At 28.3% G+C, this 17,241-nt stretch carries 16 protein-coding genes and 1 pseudogene; all 17 read left to right on the forward strand.

The genetic code is table 11. From position 1 onward, the window contains the following. Window positions 1–80 precede the first annotated feature (80 nt). On the forward strand, window positions 81–770 hold the full coding sequence (locus ABEB18_RS11525; RefSeq protein WP_348799451.1) for an acylneuraminate cytidylyltransferase family protein: 690 nt from the start codon (window positions 81–83) through the stop codon (window positions 768–770). A 75-nt stretch (window positions 771–845) separates the two neighbouring features. After that, window positions 846–1,675 (forward strand): annotated as a pseudogene (locus tag ABEB18_RS17495) (IS982 family transposase). A 63-nt stretch (window positions 1,676–1,738) separates the two neighbouring features. Then, window positions 1,739–2,869: a sialidase family protein gene (locus ABEB18_RS11540; RefSeq protein ID WP_348799454.1), complete on the forward strand. Its 1,131-nt coding sequence runs from the start codon at window positions 1,739–1,741 to the stop codon at window positions 2,867–2,869. Window positions 2,870–2,954: 85 nt separating this feature from the next. Further along, complete coding sequence (locus ABEB18_RS11545; RefSeq protein ID WP_348799455.1) at window positions 2,955–4,364, forward strand: lipopolysaccharide biosynthesis protein; 1,410 nt, start codon at window positions 2,955–2,957, stop codon at window positions 4,362–4,364. Beyond that, window positions 4,361–4,876 carry an acyltransferase gene (locus tag ABEB18_RS11550; protein ID WP_348799456.1) on the forward strand — a complete coding sequence of 172 codons (516 nt, stop codon included), beginning with the start codon at window positions 4,361–4,363 and terminating at the stop codon, window positions 4,874–4,876. The genes ABEB18_RS11545 and ABEB18_RS11550 overlap by 4 nt, the downstream gene beginning before the upstream one ends. 19 nt (window positions 4,877–4,895) lie before the next feature. Next, window positions 4,896–5,900, forward strand: a complete 1,005-nt coding sequence (locus ABEB18_RS11555; RefSeq protein WP_348799457.1) for a hypothetical protein — start codon at window positions 4,896–4,898, stop codon at window positions 5,898–5,900. A gap of 133 nt (window positions 5,901–6,033) precedes the next feature. Then, the gene (locus ABEB18_RS11560; RefSeq protein ID WP_348799458.1) at window positions 6,034–7,266 is read left to right on the forward strand and encodes a glycosyltransferase; all 1,233 of its coding nucleotides are present in this window, start codon (window positions 6,034–6,036) and stop codon (window positions 7,264–7,266) included. 46 nt (window positions 7,267–7,312) lie between these two features. Continuing rightward, complete coding sequence (locus ABEB18_RS11565; protein WP_348799459.1) at window positions 7,313–8,545, forward strand: hypothetical protein; 1,233 nt, start codon at window positions 7,313–7,315, stop codon at window positions 8,543–8,545. 13 nt (window positions 8,546–8,558) lie between these two features. Beyond that, complete coding sequence (locus ABEB18_RS11570; protein ID WP_348799460.1) at window positions 8,559–9,272, forward strand: glycosyltransferase family 2 protein; 714 nt, start codon at window positions 8,559–8,561, stop codon at window positions 9,270–9,272. 9 nt (window positions 9,273–9,281) lie between these two features. Further along, window positions 9,282–10,025: a glycosyltransferase family 2 protein gene (locus ABEB18_RS11575; protein WP_348799461.1), complete on the forward strand. Its 744-nt coding sequence runs from the start codon at window positions 9,282–9,284 to the stop codon at window positions 10,023–10,025. Next, complete coding sequence (locus ABEB18_RS11580; protein WP_348799462.1) at window positions 10,022–10,915, forward strand: NAD-dependent epimerase/dehydratase family protein; 894 nt, start codon at window positions 10,022–10,024, stop codon at window positions 10,913–10,915. The genes ABEB18_RS11575 and ABEB18_RS11580 overlap by 4 nt, the downstream gene beginning before the upstream one ends. 7 nt (window positions 10,916–10,922) lie before the next feature. Then, entirely contained in the window at window positions 10,923–11,474 is a 552-nt protein-coding gene (rfbC, locus tag ABEB18_RS11585) for a dTDP-4-dehydrorhamnose 3,5-epimerase (protein ID WP_348799463.1), read from the forward strand. After that, entirely contained in the window at window positions 11,467–12,357 is an 891-nt protein-coding gene (rfbD, locus tag ABEB18_RS11590; protein WP_348799464.1) for a dTDP-4-dehydrorhamnose reductase, read from the forward strand. The genes rfbC and rfbD overlap by 8 nt, the downstream gene beginning before the upstream one ends. 70 nt (window positions 12,358–12,427) lie before the next feature. Then, complete coding sequence (rfbA, locus tag ABEB18_RS11595) at window positions 12,428–13,297, forward strand: glucose-1-phosphate thymidylyltransferase RfbA (protein WP_348799465.1); 870 nt, start codon at window positions 12,428–12,430, stop codon at window positions 13,295–13,297. 33 nt (window positions 13,298–13,330) lie between these two features. Further along, window positions 13,331–14,290 carry an MraY family glycosyltransferase gene (locus ABEB18_RS11600; RefSeq protein ID WP_348799466.1) on the forward strand — a complete coding sequence of 320 codons (960 nt, stop codon included), beginning with the start codon at window positions 13,331–13,333 and terminating at the stop codon, window positions 14,288–14,290. 270 nt (window positions 14,291–14,560) lie between these two features. After that, window positions 14,561–16,510 (forward strand): polysaccharide biosynthesis protein, encoded by a 1,950-nt coding sequence (locus ABEB18_RS11605; RefSeq protein WP_348799467.1) that lies wholly within the window; start codon window positions 14,561–14,563, stop codon window positions 16,508–16,510. Between the two features lie 136 nt (window positions 16,511–16,646). After that, window positions 16,647–17,241 (forward strand): ABC transporter permease (locus tag ABEB18_RS11610; RefSeq protein ID WP_348799468.1); only part of this gene is annotated, 595 nt, incomplete at its 3' end.

A 17,241-nucleotide genomic window follows, 5' to 3' on the forward strand; every position in this document is an offset into this window, starting at 1 on the left:
TTAGTTTGTCCGTGACTGAAGCAAACTATATTTGCAATTGTATTTCAGATTTTGTAAATGAAATTAATTTTTAATCGAGAATGTTAAATAAAAAGATACTTTATATAATTCCTGCTAGAGGAGGTTCAAAAGGTATTCCAAATAAGAATATTAAAGATCTTAATGGCAAGCCTTTGATTAGTTATACTATTGAAGCAGCCTTGGAAGTATCAGAAGGTAAAGATATTTGTGTTTCTACTGATTCATTGGAAATAAAACAAATAGCAGAAAATTTGGGTATAAAGGTTCCCTTTATAAGACCAACAGAGATTTCTACTGATTTTGCTACTACTGAGGATGTGATATTGCATACAATTAGTTTTTATAAAGATGAAGGTATAGATTATGATTATGTAGCCTTACTACAGCCTACGTCACCTTTAAGAAAAGGTAAGCATATTAAAGAAGTTTTGCAATTGATTGATCCTAACATCGAGCTAATTGTTTCTGTTAAAGAGACTGATGCAAATCCCTATTATGTTTTATTTGAAGAAGACAATGATGGCATTTTGAGAAAAGCAAAAGATGGAATTTACACTAGAAGACAGGATTGTCCTATTGTATATGAGCTTAATGGTGCTATTTATGTCATTAAAGTTAATTCCCTTTTAGAAAAAGGATATCAAAAACTGAATATGGTGAAATATGTTATGCCAAAGGAAAATTCAATAGATATTGATGATATTATTGACTTTAAGATTGCTGAAATTTTGATGAATGATGATATTTAATTCAAGTTGCTAGTTTGAAGATATAAACAAAGCAAAGGCTAAGTAAATTTGTTTTGAGACCAAAAAACGAAACTAATGCTTGAAGCCAAAATAATCTCAATTTTTTGTTTAATCGATGATATTTTAAAAAGAATTGGGCACATAGAAGATGTAAGAAGAAAAGTAAGTGACAGTGAAGTGATAATAACAGCCATTGTATCATCAACGAGTTTCTATGAGAATCGTTCCTCTGCCATTGGGTTTATGAAGTAATATAGTTTTATACTAAATATGCTCGAAGAGAGCCGATTCAACAGACGACTTTATAAAGTTGGAAAACTTCTTTATAGGCTGTTTGAAATTGTAAGTTCTTATTTTAAAATCTTTTGCTGCGAAATGCAATATATTATAGATTCCTTTCCTGTTGCGGTATGCAACAATATTAGGATTCTTAAATGTAAAATTCTCAAGGATAAAAAAATGGAGAGCTTATTCAATTGGCATGTTGAACTATTTTTATGACATTAAAATACAGTTGATTACCACAAAAGTCTGTATTCCTATAGTTTTTCATTTTACGCCAGGAAAAACAGCCGATGCGAAGGCAATAGGAAAGATGATTGACCAATGACCCGCAGAACCCTCTCTTTACGGCGATAGTGTTTATTTGGATTATGCTTTGGAGGATTTTGCACTTAAACAAAAATGCATTTTTTTGGAAAATTCAAATAGAATCAAATTCCAAAAGGGTTGATACTTTGGAACAAAAAAAAGAAAAATTAAAAATGAGAAAGAGAGTAGAAACAACCATTAGCGATATTAAAAAACTTTTTCCAAGAACTATAAATGCAGTGACTTTGGAAGGTTTTCTAATAAAACTAACTTTGTTTGTATTCGAATTACAATTAAACAAGTCAATTAACTAGTAACTTGAATTATTTAGAAAGATGCTATATTTTAAAATAAAGAATATTGTATATATTAAGCTAGTGAAATCTTTTATTTATATTGTATTTTTGCTTTCTTTTTGTAATTGTGAAGCAGACCAAGGCATTATTGAAAATGATAGATTGCAAAATTTAGTTACAATAAAATTAGATACAATTCAAGAACCAATTAAGAGTAATATAATTTATACAACTGTTTTGAAAAGTGGATTTCTTAATAGGCAGTACTCTTTTTCATCAACAATAAAGTTAAATGATGGCTCCTTATTTATGTCAGGAGTAAGTTGGGAAAAATTTGATGATTTAAATAATGATACGAAAATAATAGGTGTAAAAAGTATCGATGAAGGCCTTACATGGTCAGAACCTGAGGTTTTGCAAGAGAATCTTGCAACAATAAATGTGGCTAATCCAAGTTTAGTTAAAATTTCAGATCAACATTTATTATTGTTTTTTTCTTCTAAGGAAAGCACAAGTCATATTAATATTTATTTTAAAGAGTCATTTGATCAAGGAAAAACATGGAGTAAACCTAAAATAATTAATCAATATAATTCTGGATATTATATAATTAATAATGGTAGGGTTGTATATGAAAACAATCGTTTATGGGTGCCAGTTGCTGTACCAAATGGTGATATTTATCAAAACTATAACTCTCAAAAGGTTTTTTGTTTTTATTCTGATGATTTGGGTAAAACTTGGCAGCAAACAGTTAGTCTTGTAAAAGATTTTGCTCTTATGGAACCGTGTTTAACTGTTCTTTCTGACACTGAATTGCTTTTAAATATAAGAACGCAGAAAGGGAAAATTCTTTTTGCAAGATCACATAATAATGGAATTAGCTGGAACTTTGAATATTCTAATATAAAATCTCCAGCGGCACCTCAAACAATTGTCAAAAAGAAAGATTCTGATATACTTTATATGGCATGGAATAATACGGATTTTAATTACGAAAAATCTGGTGGTAATAGAACGCCTCTTACATTTGCTTATAGTAAAGATAAAGGTTATAATTGGCACTTTATAGCAAATATTGAAACTTCAAAAGATTTTTCATTTAGTTATCCTTCTATATTACTTGATGCAAATGATGTTTATCTTAGTTATTATGAAGTAAATAATATTAATTATAGATCTTCAATAAAGTTTGTAAAAATTAGTTTTTAATTTAAGATAATTATTTTTTGATTATAAATGTTTTTGTTTGGAAGTAACAATATTTTATGACAAGATAAATGAATATATTTAAATAATGAGTTATAATAAAATAGCAAAGAATACTTCTCTTTATACGTTTTTTTCACTTTTTTCTAAATCAATTAATTTTTTATTATTACCACTTTATACTAATCTCTTAACAACAGATGAGTATGGGATTATTGGTTTAGTAACAGCCCTTACGGCTTTTATGAGTACAATTTATACATTATCGTTGAGTGGATCGATTAATCGTTTCTATATTGAACTTGTTGATAGACCAAAGGTATTAGATACATTTTTTTCAACAATTTTTATTACGATAATTATCAACTCAATATTTTGGACTATTCTTGCTCTAATATTTTCAGATTTCTTTTTAGTAATAATGCCTGGAATTGATTTTTATCCATATGTGTTTTGGGGTCTTATGACCGTATTATTAAGACCCATTTATTTAGTTTATCAAGTAATTTTACAATCAAAACAAGAAGGCAAGAAAGTAGCCTTATTAGATTTTTTTCTCTCTATAGTAAATATTTTAATAACTGTACTGCTTCTAGTAGTTTTTAGACAAAAAGCAGAAGGTGTTTTAAAAGCACAGACTTTGTCAATTTTATTGATTGATATGATTATCATCATTATTTTTCTAAAAAAATTAAATTGGAGATTTAATAAGGTATTGTTTAAAAAGGCGTTAAATTATTCGCTTCCTCTAATTCCTCATTCTTTAGGAGGAATGACTTCAACTATGTTGGATAGATTTGTAATCAATAAGTATTTAGGAGTTAAAGAGGCAGGGGTTTATAATATTGCTTATCAGTTTGGTAATCTCTCTAATATTTTTACTATGGCTTTTAATCAAGCTTTTACTCCGTGGTTTAATGAACAAGTAAAAATGAATAATAACAGTCAAATTAAAATTGTTACTAAACTTTCAATTTTATTATTTTCATTGTTCGCTATGGGGGTCTCACTTTTTTCAAAGGAAGTATTGGAATTAATGGCAAAAGGAGATTTTATTCAAGGTTTTCAGTATGTCCCTTTTTTAGCTTTTGGGTATGCTTTTAACGGAATTTATTTTATATATTCTACAGATTTATTTTATGAGATTTCGGGTAAAGGATTAAGAAAGTTAGCCGTTATTACGATTGCTTCTGCAGTAATTAACTTAATTTCCAATATTTTGTTAGTTCCAATTCACGGAGTTATTGGTGCTGCATTTGCATTCATATTAACTAAAATGATTTTTGCAATTATAACAGGTATTGTTGTAAAGAAAATTTCAAGAGTTGGAGTAGGAATTACAAATTCGCTATGTACAGTTTTGGCTTTTTTTTTAATTTCCATGGTTGCCTTGTTATATTTTAGTTTTGTTATTAAAATGATGATATATATATTTATATCATCATTTGTATTGTATAATCCGCTAAAAACAATTATTAATTCAAAATTGTCAAGATGAATTTTACTTATAGTTTAATTAAATTGTTTATAATTATTAAAGGTTGTTATTATAGAAAAAAAATTAGCAAACAAGCTGCAAGCGTTGGAGATAATTTAAAAGTTAATGGAAAATCTTCTGTTACCCCAAATACTTTTTTAGGCAATAATGTAAATTTTAATGGTATTAAGATTGAAGGTTGTGGTAAAACTGTTATTGGTGATAATTTTCATTCGGGTGTTGATTGCCTTTTAATTTCTTCAATACATAATTTTGATTTTGGAATCGCAATTCCGTATGATAATACATATATAAATAAAAATATTATTATAGAATCAAATGTTTGGTTAGGTAGTAGGGTTATTATATTAGGAGGAGTAACAATTGGAGAGGGGGCTATTATTCAAGCTGGAAGTGTTGTTGTTTCAGATATTCCTAAATATGCAATTGCAGGAGGGCACCCAGCAAAGGTTTTTAAATATAGAGATATTGATCATTATATTGATTTGAAAAAACAAAATAAATTTTTTTAATACTTTATTTTTTTAATTTATGATTTTAAATCCTTCCATTTTTTTGATAGAGTCGCCTTTACAATTATTTAACGCTATAGAGGCTAAAAATTACTTTAATTTAAAAAATTGCAAATTAATAGTCGTATATAGTCTAAATGATTATAGTAATACTCAAATAGATCAATTATTAGATTATTATTCAAATTGGAATGAAATTTATAAAATATTTCCAATTGAAAAAAAGTATTTTAGAATTCGAATTACTAAATATATTATTGATGAATTAAAAAAAATTTCAGAAGTAATTAAAAATGTTTATTATCTTTTTATAGGTGATTATAGACCAGATTTTATGATTCATTTTGGGAACATTGTTAAATGTAATAAGCTTATAATTTTAGATGATGGTACTGCAACAATTGATATCATGAAAGATTATTTAAATGTAGATAAAAAGAGAAAATTAAAGTTCTTTTTAAAAAAATATTTATTTGATTTTAAGTTAAATAAGAACAATGATGTCGAATTTTTTAGTATTTATTCAAATTTGTTGTTGAATCATAAAATTATACACAATAGTTATCAGTATTTCAGGGAAGAGACTATTGCTAGGAGTATTAATGAAAATAAAGTAATCTTTTTAGGATCTTGTATTGTTGAACTTAGGGCTATAGAACAAGATAAATACTTTTTGTATTTGTCAAAAATAAAAGAGTATTTTTCTAATAAAGAAATCATATATATACCACATAGGCGTGAATCAGAGTTGAAATTGGAATTGATTGAAAATGAGATGAATATAAAAATAGAGAAAACTGCGTCTATCATTGAATTATATTTAATTAAAACAAAAAACTTACCATTTGCTGTAACAGGTTTTTTTTGTTCAGCACTGTTAAATTTAAATATTTTATTTGATGGTAAGATTCTAATTAATTCATTTTACATTAACAATGATGATTTTAATGAAAAATATGCGAAAAGATTTGAAAGTATGTATAAATACTATAAAAATAATTTGGAGATAGTTGATAATTATTAAATACCAATTTCTTTCTTCTAAAAACAAGTTGCAATATTTATTTAAGTCTATTCTTTATTATTATTTGTAAAGAATACTTTGAAGTGTTAACAAATCTTTAATCATGTAAGTGTCTAATAGTCATAATTTTAAAATGCAAACTAAAACAATAAAATTTACAATTTTCAATGAAGATTTTTGGAATAAGGGGCTTATTTATTCGCAGAATTTTTTACCATTAATTAAATTAAAAGAAAATTATCCTGATAAGTATAAGATTGAAGTTCATGTATTTTGTTCATTATTGGATATCATACTTTATAATCGTGAAATATTTGATTTTAGACAGAATTTTAAAAAGCAAGGGATTGGTTCCACGATATACCCAATATTTTTTGTTAGATCACGTTTATTTGTTTTGCGCTTTTTTATGTTACCTTTTTTTTATATTAATTTAATACCATATCTTTTATATATAAATATTAAGGATATATTTTATGAAAAGTCTGCAGTAATTTATCATTTGCGTTCTTATCCTGTTTCTTTAATTTTTGTTATGTTTTATAAAGCTAAAGGAATTTTAATTTTTGATCCAAGATCAGATTATGTTAACGAAAATAAAACAGTAGGATTTTGGAGTGAAAACTCTATTAGTGATAAATTGTGGCTTTTTTTTGAAAATTTAATTTTACGAAATGTCTCAAAAACTATTTTTATATCTAAGCCTTTTATGCATGAAATTTTAAATAGAAATAATATTGAGCATAACAAAGAAAAACATGTTGTTTATTATAATTCAGTAGATTATGAAGAGTTTAATATTTCGTCTCAATATAAAAGGAATTACGAAACAATTAATTTTTTATATACAGGTAGCTTAGGAAATTGGAATAATTTAGAAACATATTTAGATTTTTTTTTAAACATTCGTCCTTTTTTTAATAATTCAAAGTTAATAGTTGCTACAGGGACAAATCGCACCAAACTTGAAGAAGTATTGATGAAAGATAAGTATGATAGTATTTTAACAAGTACGGAATTTTTTTATAATTTGTCTTATGATATGTTGCCAGAACTTTATAAAGAATGTTCTGTTGGGCTTCAGATTATGAATATTGAAGATAGTAGATTAGGGGTTAAGTTTGTAGAATATTTGGCTTCAGGATTATTACCAGTAGTAAATTATAATGTACTTGGTTCTGCGGAGTTTTGTAGGGAAGGATTAGGGGTTATCATTGAGAGATCAGATATAAATGATTATAAATCCATCGCTGACAAAATTAAAGAAAAACTTAATGAAAGTCTCATTAATAACACTTTGAATTCTAGAAAGTATTTTGATGTAAATATTACATACAAAAACTTAAATTTAATTTATAATAATTAGTATTCTAAATTTTGAAATATAAAATATGCAAAAGCTTTAAAATTTAATGAATGAATATCCGACACATTTAGTTTTTAAAAAACACACAATAAAGACCTTTTTTTTATTTGTTTTTTTATTTTTTAATATTTATCCATTTAAAGTAGGTAGCGTAAATTTAGGTTTTTTTTGTAATATCATTTTATTAATGTTTTTTGCTGGATACAATAATTCCTTATCATATTTCTTAAAAAAGGATATTTTCTATTTTTCTATTTTTTTATTTTTATTTAGTATTATAACATATTTTTTAACTTTAAAAATAGATTCTTTTTTATTAGCTAGAAACGTTAGAATTGTTTTATCAACTATAACTATATCATTACTGTTTGACAAGTTAATATATTCAAAAAAACAATTTGTCAATATTTTGAAATTAGTTTTATTAGTAAATGTATTAGTTGTTATATTTCAATTTGTTTTCCCAGAGACAAGAAATTTTTTTGCACCTATTGTTGGATACGATAAAAAATTAGTTCCATTTAGAAGTTTTGGTGTTTTTAATTCTTTTGATTATGCTGGATTTTATTGCTTGTTTAGCTTAGTTGTCTTTTCAATAGTTAAGGATGAGAAATTCAAAATATTCAATAGCATAGCTATTATTTTCTCCATTGTAAGTTGTTTTTTAACATCAAGGACAACAATGGTTTTTTGTATAGTACTTATATTTTACTTAATTTATTTAAATAGAAACAAGATTCGATTTGTTCACTTGCTTTTAGCTGGTTATGTTATAGCAAATGTTTTAATAGAGTATATTAATTTATTGATTTTAGTATTAACAGTTTCTTTTCCAGATTTTGGTGATTATTTTGGTATTTCAATTCCTCAAGATGTTGTTATTGCAGATAGTTACGGTAATGATTCAGCTAATGCTCTTATGGATGATATGATAGTTTTTCCAAAAGGATATGATTTGTTTTTTGGTTTAGGATTGCCACCAAAGAATTCAGATATTGGGTATATTCATCTTCTTTTTTTATACGGATTAATGGGGACAATATTTATTGTTCTATATCATTTGTATGTTTTTTTTAAAGGAATTAAAATCTTATATAAAATAAGAGAGCATTATATTTATAGAGTATATTTTATTTTTGCTTTATTATTAATTATTTATAACTATAAATTAACTTTTATTACGGGTTCAGGTATTTATGAGTTGTTTCTTATTTTATATTTATTTATCTTTTATTTGAAAAAAAGCACTCATAGTAGTATTTTTATGGATAAGAATTGAAATTATTTTAATTATGGAAAGAATATCAGTTTGTATGGCAACATACAATGGAGAGAAATATATAAAAGAACAAATACAATCAATTTTAAGTCAGTTGTCTAAGGATGATGAACTTATAATTTCTGATGATAATTCGACAGACAATACAGTTAGATTAATTAATGAAATCTCAGATTCGCGTATAAAATTATTTTTTAATGAAGAAAAAGGTTATACTAGTAATTTTGAAAATGCTCTTAAACAAGTGAACGGAGAAGTTGTTTTTTTAAGTGATCAAGATGATATTTGGGAAAATAATAAAGTAGATGTATGTTTAAAGGAGCTAAAGAATTTTGATCTTGTAGTTTCAGATTGTAAAATAATAGATGGTTCTAATAAGGTTATTTCAGAATCGTATTTTGATATAAGAAAAGTAAAAAAAACAAGAATAGGAAATTTAATCAAATTCAGTTATCTTGGATGTTGCCTAGTATTTAGATCTGTTATCTTGAAAAAGGCTCTACCTTTTCCGTCAAATAGACTGTTTTGTACACATGATAATTGGTTGTTTTTAGTTGGAGCTTTTTTATTTAAATATAAAATTTTAAATGATAAGCTTATAATGTATAGAAGACATAACGGTAATGTATCAACGGGAGGTATGGTTTCTTTAACTTCTGTAGAGTTTAAGATACGTTATAGGATTTATTTAGTACGATTTTTGATTGAACGACTATTAAAAAAATAACAATTAATTATGAAAATTTCAATAATCACTGTTTGTTATAATAGTGCGTCAACTCTTGAGACAACAATTTTGTCAGTTGCCAATCAAAGTTATAAAAATGTAGAGTATATTATTATTGATGGAAATTCAAAGGATGCTACTTTAGAAATTATCAAAAAGCAAGAGGATAAAATTACAAAATGGGTTTCTGAACCCGATAAAGGATTATATGATGCTATGAATAAAGGTATTTCTATGGCTTCAGGTGATTTAATAGGAATTTTGAATTCAGACGATACTTTTAATTCAAAAACGGTACTCCAAGAGATAGCTGATTTTCATAAAAATAACATTATAGATGCATCAGTTGGAAATATCATTCAACATAAAGAAAATGGTAAAATTGTTAGATTGTATTCTTCAAAATACTGGAGTCCAGAAAAGTTGAAAATTGGTTTTATGCCTCCACATCCTTCAATATTTTTTAAGAAAGAGCTTTTTGATAAGTTTGGGAATTATGAATTAGGATTTAAAATAGGTGCTGATTATGAGTTGATTACTAGATTTTTCTTAAAAAATAATATTTCTTGGAAATATTCGGGAATAACTACTACAGCGATGCTTGTCGGGGGACTGAGTAGTTCAGGAGCTTCTTCATATAAATTAATTTCAAAAGAGATCCAAAAAGCACTTTCAATGAATGGAATTGTGTTTTCTTCTTTGAAAATAAGAATGCGTTTCATTTGGAAAATATTAGGTTTTTTGAAAAAATGAAAATCACTATTACAGGAGCAACAGGTTTTGTTGGTAAAAATCTTCAAGATTATCTAAAAACAGATTATCAGGTTAAACCTTTAAGTGCTAGGTTTTTTTCTAATCAAATGTTTAATTTTGAAGATGATATAATAGTCCATCTTGCCGGTAAAGCCCATGATTTGAAAAAAGTTTCCAATCCCCAAGAATATTACGAAGCTAATTTTGAATTAACCAAGCAACTTTTTTATGCTTTTTTACAATCGAAGGCTAAAGTTTTTGTTTTTATGAGTACAGTGAAAGCGGTTGCAGATGTGGTTGATGGGGTTTTAACCGAGGATGTTAAACCAGGGGCCAAAACTCATTACGGTATTTCAAAACAGCAAGCAGAAGAATACATTTTAAATCAAAAATTACCTCAAGGAAAAAGAGTGTACATTCTGCGTCCATGTATGATCCATGGACCAGGAAATAAAGGAAATCTTAATTTATTGTATCAGTTAGTAGCCAAAGGGCTTCCTTGGCCATTAGGTGCTTTTGACAACCAACGTTCTTTTTTGAGTGTTGAGAATTTGTGTTTTGTTATAAAGGAATTATTAGAAAACACCTCAATTCCTTCTGGTATTTATAATGTTGCTGATGATGAATCCTTATCAACTAATGAATTGATTGAATTATTAGGACAAAGTCTTGGGAAAAAGAATAGAGTTATGAAGATTCCAACTAGGTTAATTAAAAAAATAGCTTCAGTTGGGGATGTGTTACATTTGCCTCTTAATTCAGAACGCCTTCAAAAATTGACAGAGAATTATGTTATTTCGAATGAAAAAATTAAAAAAGCGTTAGGTAAAGAATTGCCTATTCCTACTCGTGAAGGGTTATTAATTACGTTTGACTCTTTTAAACAATAAATATATAATGACTATAGAAAAAACACCAATAGAAGACTTAGTAATCATTAATCCAACCGTGTTTCCTGACGAACGCGGTTATTTCTTTGAAGCTTATAATCAAGCTAAATTTTATCAAAACGGAATTAATTACCAATTTATTCAAGACAATCAATCTTTTTCTAAAAGAGGGGTGATTAGAGGTTTGCATTTGCAAATCAACCCTTTTGCTCAAGCTAAATTAGTGCGTGTCTTGGAAGGAGAAATATTAGATGTTGCATTAGATTTGCGTAAAAACTCACCTACTTATGGGCAACACTTTTCAGTAGTTTTGAGTGCTGAAAACAAAAAACAATTGATGGTGCCCCATGGTTTTGCACATGGATTTTCAGTGTTGAGTGAAACAGCTTCAGTATTGTATAAAGTAGATCAATCTTATCATAAGGAAAGCGAAAGAGGAATTCGTTATGATGATCCGACTTTGAATATTGATTGGCAAGTGGATGCTGCTGAAGCGATTGTTTCTGAGAAAGATTTGATTTTACCTAGTTTTAACGAAATAGATTGGAGTTTTGAATAATAGAAATAAAATTTTAGTAACTGGAGGAAATGGACAATTGGGTTCAGAATTAAAAGTATTGTCATCCCAATACCCTCAATTTGAATGGGTTTTTACAGATTGGCAGGAATTGGATTTATGTGATTTAGCCAATTTAGAATCGTCAATTTCTAAAATTAACCCACAGATTATTGTTAACTGTGCTGCCCATACTGCTGTGGACAAAGCGGAATCAGAATTTGAATTGTCTGATATATTGAATCATCAGTCCGTAGCCATTATGGCCAAATGGAGTCATAATAATAGCTGTAAGTTCGTCCATGTTTCTACCGATTATGTTTTTGATGGTACAGCTTCAACTGCCTTAACAGAATTAGCTGTCCCTAATCCAATTAATGTGTATGGAGAAACCAAATTAGCTGGAGAAAAGGCTTGTTTGGAGGAGAATCCAAATGCAATTATTCTCAGAACTTCATGGGTGTATTCCAGTTTTGGAAATAATTTTGTAAAAACAATGTCGCGTTTAATGCAAGAAAGAGATTCCTTGAATGTGGTTAATGATCAGATAGGTAGTCCTACTTATGCAGCTGATTTGGCTCAAGCAATTCTTACTATTATTTTGCATCCAAAATGGCAGTCTGGAATTTACAATTTTTCTAATGAAGGAGAAATTAGTTGGTATGAATTTGCTTTGACTATTCAGGAAATAGGAGGATTTGATTGTGAGATAAGCGGTATTCCTTCTTCGGCTTACCCTACACCTGCAAAGCGTCCGCAATATTCTTTATTGGATAAAACTAAGATAAAAAATACTTTTGGTGTTACAGTCCCTGATTATAAAACTAGTTTGGTTAGATGTATGGAGTTGTTGGGGATTAAGGCAATAGGCAAAAGTGAAAGTTAACAACAGCTTGTGATTAATAATTGGCTTTCAAGTCCAAAAAGGGAAACAGATAACAGAAAACTATAAAATAATGAAAGGAATTATATTGGCTGGAGGATCCGGTACACGCTTACATCCATTAACGCTTGCCATGAGTAAGCAAATGATGCCGGTTTATGATAAACCAATGATTTATTATCCACTATCTACTTTGATGATGGCTGGCATAAATGAAATATTAATTATTTCGACTCCTCACGATTTGCCTAATTTTAAAAAACTGTTAGGAGACGGTAGTACGATTGGCTGTAAGTTCAGTTATGCAGAACAGGCTATTCCAAACGGATTAGCACAGGCTTTTGTGATTGGAGAAGAATTTATAGGTAACGATGATGTTGCTCTAGTTTTAGGAGACAATATTTTCTTTGGTTCCAAAATGCATGAATTATTAAAGTCCAATACCAAACCAAATGGAGGAGTAGTTTTTGCGTATCATGTTTCGGATCCCGAAAGATATGGTGTTGTGGAGTTTGATAAAAATCTGAATGCTCTTTCGATAGAAGAAAAACCTTTAGTGCCAAAATCGAATTACGCAGTTCCAGGATTGTATTTTTACGATAATTCGGTGGTGGAAATTGCCAAAAGTATCAAGCCAAGCGCAAGAGGAGAGTATGAAATTACTGATGTTAATAAAGTGTATCTGGAACAAGGGAAATTAAAAGTTGGAATTTTAAGTCGAGGTACAGCCTGGTTGGATACGGGAACTTTTAATAGTTTAATGCAAGCAGGGCAATTTGTTCAGGTTTTAGAAGAACGTCAAGGATTGAAAGTAGGCTGTATCGAAGAAATTGCTTGGAGACAAGGTTTTATAACAGACCAACAATTGAGAGATTTAGCAGAGCCCTTAAAAAAATCCGGTTATGGAGAGTATTTGTTAGGAATTTTGAAATTTAAAATATAAGTCTTTTCAAATTAAGGCTACAAGATTTTTTATATGAATTATATTATACTATTTGTATTGTTTATTGGACTTGAATTGGTTTATTTTAAAATTGCCGATCGTTTTAATATTATTGATAAACCTAATAATCGATCCTCTCACACTTCTATAACTTTAAGAGGAGGTGGGATTATTTTTCCCTTAGCAATAATTGTAGCTTTCTTTTTGGGTTATGTATCATGGATGGTTGTGATTGCGGTACTTCTGGTCGCAGTCATTAGTTTTATTGATGATATAAGGCCATTATCTCAATTGCCTAGGTTTGCTTCTCACACAATAGCAGTAAGTCTGATTTTTTATAGTTTAGGCTTGTTTGATCAAGCCATCTGGATTTTACCCATCCTTTTTATTTTAACTATTGGTTGGGTCAATATTTTTAATTTTATGGATGGAATCAACGGAATTACCGTGTTGTATGCATTTGTAACTATATTGAGTTTCTCATTTTTGAAAATAAATTATGATAGTATTCCGTTATTAATTACAATGGGATTGTCCTGTTGCGCATTTGGTTTTTTTAACGTTCGAAAAAAAGCCAAGACATTTGCAGGAGATGTTGGTAGTATTAGTATGGCATTGTTTTTAGGATACTTTATGTTAAAAACGATTTTTGGAACAGGTCAGATAGAATATATACTTTTTATTTCACTTTATGGAATTGATGGAATACTTACTATTGTGGCGCGTATTAAAAGAAAAGAAAATATTTTTGAACCGCACCGATCTCATTTGTATCAATATTTAGCCAATGAATTAAAGTATCCGCATATTGCTGTTTCAGTATTATATGCTGTCATACAGTTATTGTTAAATGGTGTTACAATATATTTGGTGAACATAAAAGCTTCAATATTGGAAGTTGTTTTGTTTTTGGTTTTGCAAGTTGCTGTATATCTATTTATTAGAAACAGGGTGCTTCAAAAAGTTAATTTAGTTAAGGAACAAATGGTCTAGGTCTAATTAATTTAAATAAAAAGTAAAAGGAGATTTTACTTATTGTAGATTTTTAATTATAAAAGTTTTTTAGGCAATCCTAATTGTTAAGACCTTCGTTAATAAAGAAATGAAATAGAAGAAAAAAGCTAATAGTTTGGCTATCTGAAAGTAATGATTTAAGCTGAGAATAATTGCTGTTTTGATTGTTAATTTTGTTTTTCGATTGATAATTATTAGTATTTTTGTTAAAATAGTTTTTCTGTATAGAAATTTAATACCGTATAAAATATGATAAAAAACTCCATATATACTGGGATTTTATCTAGAGATAATTTAAAATTGAGTATTCGTAATTTGAGTTATTTACCTAGGTGGATTATTGTTATGATCGACTTCTCAGTTTTGATAATCACTTTTTTCTTTACCTTACTAATTTTTAGAGGGACAGGGCTAAAATATATTATTACACCTCATGATGTTTTTTTTACTGTAAGTTTTTTTACAGTCAATGTTTTGTTTTTCTGGATTTATAGAACATATTCTGGGATAATTAGACATTCTTCTTATATAGATGCGGTGAAACTTTTGTTTTCACAAATGTCTGTTTTGGTTGTGTTTCTCATTTTTAATTTTGCATTTGAGTTGTTATACAACGAGAGAGTATTCTTGAATACCGCTTTTTTTATCAATATTGTCCTTTCTTTTTGTGGATTGTTTTTGTACCGAGTAGTCGTTAAACAAACTTTTGAATTGTATTTATCTGAAAAGAATGCAACTAAATTGATTAGAACAGTAATTTATGGAACCGATGCAAATGCTATTTCAGTGGCTAATGCTTTGAAGTTTGAAACACCAAGTCGTTTCAAGATTGTTGGTTTTGTTGATAGAAATAATCAGAATGCTTCTAAAAGGATGTTAGATTTACCAATCTTAGTTCAGAAGAAAAAGCTTCCTTCTTTAATGCGATCTGTTGGTGCTGAGGCTGTGATTATGGCCGATAAAAGTATTAGTAAAGAGGAACAATTAATCATCGTAGATCAATGTTTGGAGTTCAATTACAGAGTCTATACCGTTCCTTTGATTACCGACTGGGAAAACCAAAAAGAAATTTCTCAAAAAGTAAAAAATATTCAAATTGAAGATCTTTTAGAAAGAAAACCAATCGTTTTGGATAATAAATCGATTTCTAAGCAATTAAAAGATAAGACTATTTTGATATCTGGGGCTGCTGGTTCTATTGGAAGTGAAATTGTTAGACAAGTTTTGACCTTTAATCCTAAGAGGGTAATCATTTTAGATCAAGCTGAAACACCATTGCATCATTTAAGTTTAGAATTAGAAAAGACATATCCAAAATCAAAGATTAGAAATGTGATTGCTGATGTTCGAAATAAAGATGCCATGACAAAGGTTTTTAAGACTTTTAAACCTCAAGTGGTGTATCATGCAGCAGCTTACAAACACGTTCCTTTAATGGAAGAGAATCCTTCACAAGCTATATCGACAAACATTGAAGGAACCAAAAATTTAGCTGATTTGGCTTGTGAATTTGAAGTGATAAAATTCGTTATGGTTTCTACTGATAAAGCAGTGAATCCAAGTAATGTGATGGGAGCAAGTAAGAGAATTGCAGAGAAGTATGTACAATCATTACAGATTAAAAACAAACAACTCAACAATCCAAATGCAACTAAATTTATAACCACTCGTTTTGGGAACGTATTAGGCTCTAATGGTTCTGTTGTCCCATTATTTACAAAACAAATTGCAAATGGTGGACCAGTTACCATTACACATCCAGATATTATAAGATATTTTATGACCATTCCAGAAGCTTGTCAGTTAGTACTAGAAGCAGGAGCAATGGGTAATGGTGGTGAGATTTATATTTTTGATATGGGTAAACCAGTAAAAATACTTGACTTGGCTAAAAAAATGATTAAACTAGCTGGTTTTATTCCTGATAGAGAAATAAAAATAGAAGTTGTAGGATTACGTCCAGGTGAAAAATTATATGAAGAGCTTCTTAATGATACAGCCAAAACATTGCCAACTTATCATGAGAAAATTATGATTGCACAAGAAATTCAAGATGAGTTTGAAAATTTACATATTGATATTGAAGAATTGATAGGTATGGCAAACTTCTTCGGGAATGATGATATTGTTGCCAAAATGAAAGTTATTGTTCCTGAATTTAAAAGTATGAATTCAACTTTTGAAGTATTAGACAAATAAAGTTATCAGTATGATTGATAGTTAAAAAAGGTGTTTTTAAAACACCTTTTTTAATTTTATATCAATTTGTTATAATAATTTTTATTTATTTGCATTAGTCAAATACCACTTGCTCGATTGATTAGAGCTATTTTTTATGAAACCAAATTCCAATGAAAATGAGACTTGGTTGTTTGAAATAACACCTAAGAATAAATTTTTTTCCTTCAATCTCGTAGAGGTATGGAGATATCGAGACCTTTTAATACTTTTTGTTAAAAGAGATATTGTTACGGTTTATAAACAAACTGTTTTAGGTCCTTTTTGGTATTTGATCCAGCCTTTGTTTACCTCTATAACTTTTACAATCATTTTTAATAATATGGCAGGAATCAGAACGGGTGAGGTTCCTCCTTTTTTATTCAATTTGGCGAGTCTGACCATATGGAATTACTTTACGGCTTGCTTGACAGGTACCTCTAATACATTTGCATCTAATGCAGGAATTTTCGGTAAAGTCTATTTTCCAAGACTTATTGCACCGTTAACAGTAGTGATTTCAAACTTGATTAAATTCGGAATTCAACTCTTTATTTTTTTTGTGTTTTATGCCTATTTTTATTGGAAAGGAGCATTAATTTCGTTTAATTGGAGTACTATTTTTTTCCCCATAACTATTTTGCTGATTGGAATACTTGGACTTGGTTTTGGGATGATTATCTCATCTTTAGTGACCAAATACAGAGATTTTA

This window comes from Flavobacterium adhaerens, assembly GCF_040045115.1.
GTDB lineage: Bacteria > Bacteroidota > Bacteroidia > Flavobacteriales > Flavobacteriaceae > Flavobacterium > Flavobacterium adhaerens.